This window comes from Streptomyces sp. NPDC028331 (assembly GCF_055565775.1).
The window spans coordinates 404,272-415,966 of the sequence record NZ_JBVHTR010000002.1; the positions used below are offsets into that span (position 1 = coordinate 404,272).

The 11,695-nt window shown below is 71.0% G+C and carries 8 protein-coding genes; 3 read left to right on the top strand and 5 right to left on the bottom strand.

Annotated features, from left to right (window positions below):
• Nucleotides 1–48: 48 nt before the first annotated feature.
• Entirely contained in the window at nucleotides 49–840 is a 792-nt protein-coding gene (locus ACZ4SW_RS03895; RefSeq protein WP_468237497.1) for an Fpg/Nei family DNA glycosylase, read from the top strand.
• Between the two features lie 8 nt (nucleotides 841–848).
• Here ACZ4SW_RS03895 and ACZ4SW_RS03900 read toward each other — a convergent pair whose 3' ends face one another.
• Both ACZ4SW_RS03900 and ACZ4SW_RS03905 read right to left on the bottom strand, forming a co-directional pair.
• The gene (locus tag ACZ4SW_RS03900) at nucleotides 849–2,561 is read right to left on the bottom strand and encodes an LCP family protein (RefSeq protein WP_468237500.1); all 1,713 of its coding nucleotides are present in this window, start codon (nucleotides 2,559–2,561) and stop codon (nucleotides 849–851) included.
• Between the two features lie 457 nt (nucleotides 2,562–3,018).
• Nucleotides 3,019–4,293 (bottom strand): LCP family protein, encoded by a 1,275-nt coding sequence (locus ACZ4SW_RS03905; RefSeq protein WP_468237503.1) that lies wholly within the window; start codon nucleotides 4,291–4,293, stop codon nucleotides 3,019–3,021.
• Nucleotides 4,294–4,412: 119 nt separating this feature from the next.
• Between ACZ4SW_RS03905 and ACZ4SW_RS03910 the strand changes: the two genes are divergently transcribed.
• Nucleotides 4,413–4,985 (top strand): acyl-CoA thioesterase, encoded by a 573-nt coding sequence (locus tag ACZ4SW_RS03910; RefSeq protein WP_468237506.1) that lies wholly within the window; start codon nucleotides 4,413–4,415, stop codon nucleotides 4,983–4,985.
• Nucleotides 4,986–5,322: 337 nt separating this feature from the next.
• On the opposite strand, the gene ACZ4SW_RS03915 is transcribed toward ACZ4SW_RS03910, so the two are convergent.
• Nucleotides 5,323–6,837: an LCP family protein gene (locus tag ACZ4SW_RS03915; protein ID WP_468237509.1), complete on the bottom strand. Its 1,515-nt coding sequence runs from the start codon at nucleotides 6,835–6,837 to the stop codon at nucleotides 5,323–5,325.
• A gap of 125 nt (nucleotides 6,838–6,962) precedes the next feature.
• Between ACZ4SW_RS03915 and ACZ4SW_RS03920 the strand changes: the two genes are divergently transcribed.
• On the top strand, nucleotides 6,963–7,991 hold the full coding sequence (locus ACZ4SW_RS03920; protein WP_468237512.1) for a glycosyltransferase family 2 protein: 1,029 nt from the start codon (nucleotides 6,963–6,965) through the stop codon (nucleotides 7,989–7,991).
• Nucleotides 7,992–8,128: 137 nt separating this feature from the next.
• On the opposite strand, the gene ACZ4SW_RS03925 is transcribed toward ACZ4SW_RS03920, so the two are convergent.
• The gene (locus ACZ4SW_RS03925; RefSeq protein WP_468237515.1) at nucleotides 8,129–9,763 is read right to left on the bottom strand and encodes an LCP family protein; all 1,635 of its coding nucleotides are present in this window, start codon (nucleotides 9,761–9,763) and stop codon (nucleotides 8,129–8,131) included.
• A gap of 183 nt (nucleotides 9,764–9,946) precedes the next feature.
• A complete protein-coding gene (locus ACZ4SW_RS03930; RefSeq protein ID WP_468237518.1) occupies nucleotides 9,947–11,686 on the bottom strand; it encodes an LCP family protein in 1,740 nt (579 codons plus the stop codon).
• Between the last annotated feature and the right edge of the window lie 9 nt (nucleotides 11,687–11,695).

Genomic DNA, 11,695 nt, shown 5'->3' on the forward strand with positions numbered 1-11,695 from the left:
ACGGCCGCCCCGGGGCGCCGCGCACCGGTCGGCTGAAGGGCGTATCCCATGCCTGAGCTGCCAGACGTCGAGGGATTCAAGAAGGTGTTCGAGTCCTGCGCGCAGGGCAGGGTCATCCGACGCGTCGACGTGCGCGATACGGGCGTCCTGCGCGAGGTGAGCGCGCGGCGGCTGCGCGCCGCGCTGGAGGGCCGGCGGTTCACCGCGCCGCAGCGGCACGGGAAGTGGCTGCTCGCCCGCACCGGCGACGGCCCCACCCTCCTGCTGCACTTCGGCATGACGGGCCGACTGGTCTGCGCTCACCCCGGCGACACGGTCGAGGCCCACGACCGCGTCCTGTTCACCGTGGGCGCCGACCGCCAGCTCCGCTTCCGCGACCAGCGCAAGCTTCAGGGACTCTGGCTCGCCCACGACGACTCCGGCATCACCCGGCTGCTGGGCCGCCAGGGCCCCGACGCCCTGGCGGTGGACCGCAAGGAGTTCGAGGCCGCTCTCGCTTCACGTCGCGGCCGTGTCAAGGCCGTCCTCATGGACCAGTCCGTGCTGGCCGGGCTGGGCAATCTGCTCGCCGACGAGATCCTCTGGCGCGCCGGGCTGTGTCCCGCCCGCCGGGCGAGCGATCTCACCGAGGCCGAGCTGCGACACCTGTACACCCACATGCGTCGCACCCTGCGCTCCGCGGTCACCGCCGGCTGCGTGCCCCCGCGCGACTCCTGGCTCACCGGCCACCGCGACGACCCCGTCCCGGCCTGCCCGCGCTGCGGCAGTGTCCTGCGTCGGCGGCGTATCGCGGGTCGCGGCACGGCGTGGTGCCCGCGGTGCCAGCCGGAGGCCTGCTGACACACCGGTCACGAGGCGCACTTGACCTGGCTGGCCGTCGACTGCGGAACGTGGGCCGGTGCCTTCGCCGGAGCGGTGAGCGGTACGCCCGCACCCTGGTAGTCCTGGCCGAGCTTCAGCACGATCGCGGGCAGTCCCTGCGCGTTGGTCTCGCTCCTGCCCGGCTTCAGCGCGGAGGCGGGGAGCCCCATGACGTCGGCCAGTTCACGGGCCTGGTCGGCCTGGGCCGGGGCGTACTCCAGAGTCGTCTTCGGCTGCGTCGCGCCTGCGTTGCCGAGCTGACTGGCCTTCGGCATGCCCTTCTCCGTCTGCAGCCAGGAGAGGGTCGTGTGAGCGGATCCGCCGGGCGCGCCCGCGTTGTAGATGTCGACCCGGACGTCGGCGGGAGCGGAGCGGGGGCCCTTGAGCGCGGCGGACTCCTGCGTCTTCGCCTGCTCCTTCACCTCGGTGAAGGAGACGTCGTCCTTGAGCATGGCGAAGACCTGCGGAGCGGACGCCTCGTCCGGTATGACCGTCTTGTGGATCCTGCCGTCGGCGGGGTTGTCCCGGACGGGCAGGGTGACGAAGGAGATGTGCTTGGGCGGCACCTTCTTCAGCTCCACGGCGACGTCCTTGAGCGTGCTGATGCTGCCGATCCCCTTGTCGACCGTGAGCGCCTTGGTCGCCGCCTCCGCCAGCTCCAGCAGCTTGCCCGGGCTGGTGAGCGTCGAGTCGGACTTCATCCGGCGGAACAGCGAACCGAGGAACTGCTGCTGGACCTTGATGCGGTCGAGATCGCCGTGGTTGCCCCAGCTGTACCGGGTGCGGACGAAGGCCAGCGCCTGTTCGCCCTGGACGACCGAGGGACCGGCGGGCAGGTCCAGGTGCGACTTCGGGTCCTTGACGGGGCGCTGCAGGCAGACCTGGACGCCGCCCACGGCCGTCGTCAGCGTCTTCACCGCGTTGAAGTCGGCCATCATGAAGTGGTCGACCTTGAGCCCTCCGCCGAGCTGTTCCACCGTCCGGACCGTGCAGCCCGGGTCGCGGCCCAACTGGCCGAGGCTGGTGTTGAAGCGGGTGCCGGCCGTGCCCGGGATGGTCTTCACGGAGCCGTCCGGCTGCTTGGTCGGACAGTCGGGGATGTCGGTGACGAGGTCCCGGGGGATGCTCAGCGCGGTCGCGTTCGTCCGGTCCCGGGAGACGTGCAGCAGGATGTTGGTGTCCGCGTGGCCGACGCTTTCGGCGTCTCCGTAACCGGAATCGCCCTTCCCCTGACGCTTGTCGGTGCCGATCACCAGGATGTTGAAGGCCTTGTCCTTGCTGAAGCTGTCGCTGGTCGCACCCGCGGTGTCGGTCGTGGTGATGTTGCCGTCGAGGTGCTTGAGGTAGAGGTAGGCGCCGGCCGTACCGGCGACCAGGACGAACGCCAGGGTGCCGCTGGTCCACAGCAGAACCCTTTTGCCCGTCGACTTCCTCTGCGTCGGGCCCTTGCCGCGGCGGCGGCCCGGCGGCGCGGGTTCCGGTTCCCGGACGCGGCGCCGGCGTGCACCGGGTAGGTCCCCGTCGGGCGCGCGGGTGCCGCCGCGCGGTGCGGACGGAGGAGCGGGTCTACGGGGTCCCGGTACGTTCGACTGCCCGGCGGAAGGGCTCGGTCGCAGTTCGTACTCACCGGTCTGCGGGTTCAGCACCCACTGGTCCGACGGGTCGATGTCGTCCCCCCACCCACGGCCTTGCGTGTCCACCGTCTTTTTCGCCCTCCGTAGGGGCCACGCGAGGTTCAGCCCCCCAAACCTCTGTCAGTCGCTCGAGTGGTGCGCGCGATTCGTGGCCGCTTGCAACTGGACCGCTCACAATATCGGCACAGTTGAGCGTTCAGCGACAGCAACGAAACATTCCGTTCCCTCATGCCGCCGGTCAAGTGGTCCGCTTTTTCAGGGGTGTTGACGTTCCGCTGTCTTTCGGTGACTGTTCGGCATGGACCGGTGGCCGCATTCGGCGCGATTTCCCTTGAATGCGGGGGATTTCCCGGCGCCGTTTCGCCCGGCGGATCGGTGTCCGGGTGCGAAGGGCCGAACGGGACGAAAAGGCGACGGGTGAGCGGGCCCTTTCAAGCCGATGGGGAAGGGCGCCCGATCCGGCCCTTCCCCTCCGCTGCCGCCCGCCGCCGCGACGGGGCGGCCGACGTTGGCTGCCGCGGCACTAGTTGCCGGAGACCGTCACCGGCTGGTCGTTCTTCAGCTCGTCGACCAGGGTCTTGACCTTGGCCTTGTCCCACAGCAGGTTGCCGCCGGACTGGCCCGAGATCGGCATGTTCATGGACTTGCCGTCGCCGCCGTTGACGCCCTTCATCGCCCAGAACATGGAGCCCAGGTCCCACAGGGACATGTCCTTGTCCACGGTCAGCGCGTCCAGGCCGGCGCCCATCGTCGGGTAGAGCTTGAACGGGTTGAGGACCGTCGACGGGGTCGCGACCTGGTGGGCGAGCGCCGCCAGGAACTTCTGCTGGTTCTTGGTGCGCTGCAGGTCGCTCTGCGCGAAGGCGTGCCGGGTGCGGACGAAGGCGAGGGCCTGCTCGCCGTTCAGCTTCTGCGTGCCCGCCTTGAAGTCGGCGCCCGAGTACTTGTCCTTGAAGCCCTTGTCGATCGTGAGCGTGACACCGCCGACCGCGTCCACGATGTTCGCGAAGCCGTCGAAGCCGATCTCCGCGTAGTGGTCGATGCGCAGCCCGGTGTTGTACTCGATCGTGCGGACCAGCAGCTCCGGGCCGTCCTCCGCGTAGGCCGCGTTCAGCTTCACATGACGGCCGGTGCCCTGGTAGACCTTGCCGGACGTGGAGCCCTTGTACGTCGGTATCTCCACGTCCGAGTCACGGGGCAGCGAGATCAGCGTGTCGCCGTTGTCGCCGACGTGCAGGATCATCATCGTGTCCGTGCGCTTGCCCTCGGCGGACCCGGTGTGCAGCTTCTGCTTCTCGGCGTCGGACATGCCGGCCCGGCTGTCGGAGCCGACGATCAGGTAGTTGGTGCCCTGGCCCGCCGCGGGCCGGTCGATGACCTTGGACAGGTCGACGTCGCGGTGGAGCTTGGAGTCGGCCCAGAAGTAGGTGGCGACCGAGGTCACCGCCAGCACGGTGACCACCGTGATCGCGGTCCACTTGATCCGGCGGCCCCAGTTGGGCGCGGGGCGCGTACCGCCGGGGCCGCCGCCGTCCGGCCCGTGGGGTCTGCCGGCCGGGCTGCCGTAGACCTGGCCGGTGTTGTAGCCGCTGTCGTAGCCGCCGTACCCCTGGTCGTCGTACGTCGGCTGCTGCGGCACCCCGCCGTACGGCGGCGCGGCCTGGGGGCCGCCCGGTGCGCCCGGCGTACGCCGGACCTGCCGCATCACGCGCGCGCCCTCGGGCTGAGCGCTGGCGCTGCCGCGTCCGTAGCGGTTGCCGCGGCTGTCATCGGACCATCCCTCGGGCCAATCGTTCATGCGCCCCAGTGTGCAGGGTCGGGCCGTGGGCGGTACAAGAGCCGAGGAAAAACAGGGTCAGGGCTGTTGCGAAGCCGACACAAAGTCTCCGGATCGTCGCGCGGCATAAGGTGGAGGCCATGACAGACCAGGCCCCCGCCACGGAATCAGAAATTCCGGGCGAAACAGAGGCTGCACTCCCCGGGAAGCCCACCTCCGCGTCCCGGACCACGCTCAGCCACATCATGACCCACAACGACACCAACCTGCTGGGCACGGTGCACGGCGGCGTGATCATGAAACTCGTCGACGACGCGGCGGGCGCGGTGGCCGGCCGGCACAGCGGCGGACCCGCCGTGACGGCGTCGATGGACGAGATGGCCTTCCTCGAGCCGGTCCGGGTCGGGGACCTGGTCCATGTGAAGGCGCAGGTCAACTGGACGGGCCGGACCTCGATGGAGGTCGGCGTACGGGTCCTGGCCGAACGCTGGAACGAGTCCGCCCCGCCCACCCAGGTCGGCTCGGCCTACCTGGTCTTCGCCGCCGTCGACGCGGACGGAAAGCCCCGCCCGGTTCCGCCGGTGATCCCGGAGACGGACCGGGACAGGCGCCGCTACCAGGAGGCCCAGATCCGCCGCACCCACCGCCTGGCCCGCCGCCGGGCCATCAAGGAACTGCGGGAGAAGAGGGCGGCGGAGGGTTACGAGGACTGACGCCCGGTAGTTACGGGCGGTCGCAGGCGCCGGGCAGTGCGCTCCCGGGCGACCAGGACCCGAGCCACCAGGATCCGGACTCCCAGGACCCGGGCCCCCAGGACCCGGCCCCAGGATCCGGGCGACCACGATCCGGGCCTCCAGGACCCGGGCGTCCAGGACCCGGGCCCCCAGGACCCGGGCGGCCAGGACCCGGGCGTCCAGGACCCGGGCCCCCAGGACCCGGGCGGCCAGGACCCGGCTCCAAGACCCGGCTCCAGGACCCGGGCCTCCAGGACCCGGGCGGCCAGGACCCAGGCCCCCACGACCCCAGCGACCGGCACCCCGGGCCCGCTCCCTACGCCGGGCACACCACCTGATCCCCGGTGACCACCGTCTGCGGCGCCGTCGGTGAGGGCTTCGGTTCCGGCACCCGCACCCTCACCGGCCGCACTTCCTTGAAGTCCGAGCCCACGATCACCCGCAGCGTCGGCCCCTGCCCGGGAACCGCCCGCAGCTCGCTCCCCGGCAGCGCCGCCTCCACGGCCTTGGCCGAGCGGTCCCAGCGCGGGTCGTACATCACGACCGTTCGCCGCACCCCCCGGTCCGCCGCGTTGACCGGCAGCCGCGTCGTCCGGAACCCGGTGGCCGCCAGCCCGTCGTCCACCCGCCTGCCCAGCCCCTCCGTCAGCGTCCCGTTCTCCACCCGGACCCGGACCTGCTGCGGAGCCACCTCCACCTCCGCCGCCGCGGGCCCCTGCGCAGGAGCCTGCGGCTTCGCCGGGCCCTTCGGGCGCGCCGGGGCGGGAGCGAGCGGCCGGTCGTCCCGCAGCGAGTCGAACAGCGCCTTCGCCTTGGCGTCGTCCCACTTCACCGTCGACCCCAGCCCCTTGACCTGGTACTCCATCCGCCCGATCGGCACGGTCGTGAACTCCGACGACCGCGGCGAGAAGTTCCGCATCGCCCGCCCCAGGTCCAGCAACTGGTCCGGCCCGAACCCCTCGTCCGCCCGCACCGACCCGAGCACCGCCTGCGCCACGTCCCGCAGCCTCACCGGGTTGAGCAGCACACCCGACGACGTCGCCCGGTCGATCAGCGCGGCCAGGAACTTCTGCTGCCGCTGCATCCGCCCGAGGTCGGACGCCGCGTCCACATGCCGGGACCGCACGTACTGCAACGCCTGCCCGCCGCCCAGCACCCGCGTGCCCGCGGCGAGGTCGAGCCCCGTGTACGGGTCCTTCAGCGGCTGCGTGCTGCACACCCGCACTCCGCCGAGCACGTCCACCGTCTTCATGAAGCTGATGAAGTCGACCTCCAGGTAGTGGTCGATCTTCAGATGGGTCATGTCCTCGACCGTCCGCACGGTCAGGTTCGGCCCGCCCTCCGCGTACGCCGCGTTCAGCCGGATCGGACGGGTACCGTGCCGCTGCCCGGTCGTCTCGTCGGTGTGCTCCGGCACCTCCGCGTAGGAGTCGCGGGGCAGGCTGACCACGGTCGCCCGCTCCCGGTCCGCCGAGATGTGCACGATCATGATCGTGTCGGTGCAGTGGCAGGGCTCGCCGCCCAGGTGGTACGCCCGCCGCTCCCTCTCCGTGATCTTGTCGCGCCCGTCGGTGCCGACCAGCAGGACGTTCATGCCGTGCCCCGCCGCGGGACGGTTCTTCATGTCCCGGAAGGGGTCGACGCGGGAGATTCCGTCGTCGACGCTCGTGATCACCCCGTGTCCGATGCCCGCCGAGGCCAGGACCACCATGGACAGGATGGTGAACATCCGCACGGGCCAGCCGCACTTCCGCGGCCGGACGGGCGGCCGCCGGGCGGGGGAGCGGCGGACCGGCTCGCGACGCGCGGGCGAGCGGGTGGGCGTGGGCACGGGGGAGACCTCCGCGGGGCTGGGCGTGGATCCGCGAGCACCGTAGGCCCATACGATCTGCGGCCCTCGGCGGCGCCCGGGCGGCGCGCACCGGTGTCCCCCGTTCGCGGTAACGTGAGGCTCCTATGAACGCCAAGCCCGACGTGCAGCTCCCCGCCGTGTCCGTGATCATGCCCGTGCTCAACGAGGAGCGGCACCTGCGCGGAGCCGTCCAAGCGATCCTCGCCCAGGAGTACGGCGGCGACATGGAGGTCGTGATCGCGCTCGGCCCGTCCACGGACCGCACGGACGAGATCGCGGCCGAGCTGGTCCGCGAGGACCCGCGCGTGCACACGGTCCCGAACCCGACCGGCCGCACGCCCGCCGCGCTCAACGCCGCCATCAAGGCCTCCCGGCACCCGGTCGTGGTCCGCGTCGACGGCCACGGCATGCTCTCGCCGAACTACATCGCGACCGCCGTACGCCTCCTTGAGGAGACCGGCGCGCAGAACGTCGGCGGCATCATGCACGCCGAGGGCGAGAACGACTGGGAGGACGCGGTCGCCGCCGCCATGACCTCGAAGATCGGGGTCGGGAACGCCGCCTTCCACACCGGCGGCGAAGCCGGCCCCGCGGAGACGGTCTACCTCGGCGTCTTCCGCCGGGAGGCCCTCGAGCAGCAGGGCGGCTACAACGAGGAGTTCATCCGTGCCCAGGACTGGGAGCTGAACTTTCGTATCCGCGAGGCGGGCGGCCTGATCTGGTTCTCACCGGAGCTGAAGGTGTCCTACCGGCCGCGGCCGTCGGTGCGCGCGCTCGCCAAGCAGTACAAGGACTACGGCCGCTGGCGCCACGTCGTCGCCCGCTACCACGAGGGCTCCATCAACCTGCGCTACCTCGCCCCGCCGGCCGCCGTGTGCGCGATCGCGGCGGGCGTCGTGGTGGGCGCCGCGATCACCCCGTGGGGCTTCGTGATCCCCGGCGGCTATCTCGCCGCGATCGTCCTGGGCTCCGTGCCGGCGGGCCGGGGCCTGCCGCTGAAGGCCCGACTGCAGATCCCCGTGGCCCTCGCCACGATGCACATGTCCTGGGGCTGGGGTTTCCTGACCAGCCCCAAGTCCCTGGCCAGGAAGGTCATCGCGTCCCGGCGCCCGGCGGTCGTCGCCTCCCGCTGACCGCACCTCGCCACCCGCGCTCGTCGCCTCCCGCTGACCGCACCCGGCTCCCCGCGCTCGTCGCGTCGAGCCGACCCCACCGATCGTGCGACCGGGGCCCTTTCCACTTCCGGAGGGGCCCCGACCCATGGAGGTCGTCACCAGGTGTAGCTCGGATCCACCGTCATGCACTGCTTCGTCGCGCCGTTGAGCGCGTTCGCGGACGTCGGCGTCGTGTTGCTCTGCTTCGGCGCCTGGTACGTGGTTCCGGACCGCCAGTCGGCGCCCACGACGAGGGTCACCCCGGAGACGTCCGTCGACTTCTGCACCGCACTCGCCGGGAGGCCGAGCGCCTTGGCGACCTGCTGGGCGTCGCCCTTGAGGTCCGCGCTCGGGTAGCGGATCACGGTCCTGTCCTCGGACAGCACCGTCGAGGAGTCGGCCCTGGCCGCGGTGAACCCCTTGTCGGCCAGGAGCTGCGTCACCGCGCCCGCCCGGCCCCTGACCGGCGCCAGCGTGTCCGTCCGGGTGCCGTTCTGCACCTGCACCGCGATCTTGTCGTCGCTGTCGGTGGGGGCGGCCGTCGCCGGCTGGGCCGCGGGCTTCTTCGCGGCGTCCTTGCCGTCCAGCGCGATGTCCTCGCGCACCAGGCGGAAGAGCTGCTCCGCGTCACCCGGCTTGGGCAGCACCCGCTCGCCCGAGTACACGTACGGCATCGTCGTCATCGTGATGCGGTCGGTGGGCACCTTCTTCAGCTCGGTGCTCAGGTCGTACAGCTTCGCGACCGTGCCGAGGCCCCTGTCGACGGTGAGCGCCCTGGTGGCCGTCTCGGCGAGCCGGCGCAGCTCGCTGGGGTTGCTGAGGGTGGCGTTGGAGCGCAGCTCGCGGACCATCGCGCTCATGTACTGGTGCTGCGCCTTGGTGCGGGCGATGTCGCTGCCGTCCTCGAACCCGTACCGCGTGCGCAGCCACTGCAGGGCCTGCTCGCCCTTGACGTAGGTGGTGCCCGCCTTCAGCTTCAGGCCCGAGCCGTGCCCGGAGGAGGTGTGCGAGTAGATGTTCTTGTCCACGCACACCGGTACGCCGCCGATCGCGTCGGCCATCGACACCACGCCGGAGAAGTCGACCATGAGGAAGTGGTCGATGTGGATGCCGGTCAGCTTCTCCCAGGTCGCGACCGTGCAGCCGGGGCCGCCGCGGCCCAGTGACGAGTTCACCATCGCGCTCTCGGACTCCGCGTACACGTGGCCGGTGTCCGGGTCGGTGCACTGCGGGATGGTCACCAGGGTGTCGCGCGGCACGCTGATCACCGACATGTTGGTGCGGTCCGCCGACAGGTGCACGAGCATCTCGACGTCCGCGTTGCCGGGGCTGCCGAACGTGTCCCTGGCGCCGCCGAGCCTCTGGTCCTCCGCGGTGTCCCGCGCGTCCGAGCCGAGCAGGAGGATGTTCAGCGGGGTCTGGCCCGCCGCGTTGGGTGTCGCCTGCGCCGCCCGGTCCTTGGCGTCGCCGATGTTGAGGTCGTCCTTCTTGAGGTTGCCGTTGAGGTGCTCGTAGTAGAGGTAACCGGCCCCGGCGGTGCCGAGTATGACCACCGAGAGCACGGTCGCCGACCAGCGCAGGACGCGACGTCTGCGGCGCGGCCGCCCATCACCCCCCTTGAGGCCCTGGCCGCGCGGTTCGGCTGGTGGACCGTCGTCGCCGCCCTCGTACAGGCTGTCGTTCCGACCCGGCGCCCCGGCCTGCCCGCTCTCCGGCTGCGCCGCCCGACCGCGCACACTGCTCTGCACCAACTCCCTGCCCTCCCCACCCTGCGCCCGACACGCGGGTCCGTCCCGCGGTTTCGGGGCGCCCCATCGCGCCACCGAAACCTTCGCCGTGGTTTCACGTCCGGTACTTGGACGCTCGAGACGCCCCGCAGGATGCACAGCCGCGGCGCGTCGGCGTCCTGTTAGATGCAGGACAGGGCCGTCAGGTCACTTGGCGCACTGAACCTTGTCCGCCGTGGACTTGTCGACGTCCGGCGCCTTCGTCGGAGCGGTGAGCGGCTGACCGGCGCCCTGGAAGTCCTGGCCGAGGGTCAGCACGATCGCGGGCAGACCCTGGGCGTTCTTCTCGCTCTTGCCCGGCTTCAGCGCCGACGCGGGCAACCCCATGATGTCCGCCAGCTTGCGCGCCTGGTCGGCCTGGTCGGGTGCGTACTCGAGAGTCGTCTTGCTGAGCGTCTTGCCCGCATTGCCGAGCTGGCTGGACTTGGTCACGCCCTCGGTGTTCTGCAGCCAGCTCAGAGTCTCCTGTGCGCTGCCGGACGGGGCGCCGCCGTTGTAGATGTCGACGCGGATGTCGGAGGCGGCGGAGCGGGAGCCCTTGAGCGGGTCGTTCGCGGCGGGCGTCGCCGCCTTCTGCTGCTTCTTGACCTCGGTGAAGGAGACGTCGTTCTTGATCGCCTGGAAGACCTGGGGTGCCGTCGCCGGGTTGAGGATGACCGTCTTCTTGACCGCGCCGTCCGCGGGGTTGTCGAGCACCGGCACCGTCGTGAACGTCACGTTCTTGGGATTGAGCTTGCCCAGCTCCAGGCCGAGGTCCTTCAGCTTGCCGATGCTGTCGAGTTTGGAGTCCACGGTCAGCGCCTTGGTGGCCGCCTCCGCCACGTCCAGCATCTTGCTCGGATCGGTGAGCGTGGAGTTCGACTTCAGCTTGCGCATCAGTGCGCTGAGGAACTGCTGCTGGAGCCCGATTCGGCTCAGGTCGCCGCCGAAGCCGACGGAGTGCCGGGTGCGCACGAACGCCAGCGCCTGCTCACCCTCGATGTTGTGCGTGCCCTTCGACAGCTTGAGGTGCGAGTCCGGGTCGTTGATGTCCTTGCCCAGACAGACCTCGACGCCGCCGACCGCCGTCGTCAGCGTCTTGACCGCGTTGAAGTCGGCCACCATGAAGTCGTCCGGCGTGATGCCCGTCAGCTCGGTGACCGTGCGCATGGTGCAGCTCGGCGTGCGGTCGTCCTGGCCGAGGCTGGTGTTGAAGCGGGCGTTCCGCGAGCCGGGGATGATCTTGATGGTGCCGTCCGGCTGCTTCGTCGGGCAGTCCGGCACGTTGACGATCAGGTCGCGCGGAATGCTGAGCGCGGTCGCGTTGGAGCGGTCCTTGGAGACGTGCAGCAGGATGTTGGTGTCGGCGTGGCCGACGCTGCCGGCGTCGCCGTATCCCGTGTTGCCCTTGCCGGTGCGCTTGTCGGTGCCGATCAACAGGATGTTGATCGCCTTGTCCTTCTGGAAGCCACCGGTGCTCGCGCCGTCGTCGGAGACGGACGTGATGTTGTTGTTGAGGTGCTGGATGTAGAGGTACGCCGCCCCCGCCGTCGCGACGAGCACGAACGCCATGCCGCCGCCGGTCCACAGCAGTATCTTCTTCGCCTTGCCCTTCTTGGGCTTCGTACGGCCCCGGCGGCGCCCCGGCACCGGCTCGGGGGGTGCCCCTCGGCGACGGCGCTGGCCGGGGAGCGCGTCCGGGGCGGGGCGAGGCCCGGGTGCGGTGCGTGAGCCCTGCTGCGCGGTGCGGCCCGGGGCGGCGGCCCCGGTCCCCCGGCGTGGTCTCGGCACGGACGACTGCGGTGCGGAAGGGGCCAGTCGCAGTTCGTATTCGCCGGTGTTCGGGTTGAGTACCCACTGGTCTGCGGGGTCGATGTTGTCCGCCCGCCCACGGCCTTGCGCGTCCACGGTTGTCCG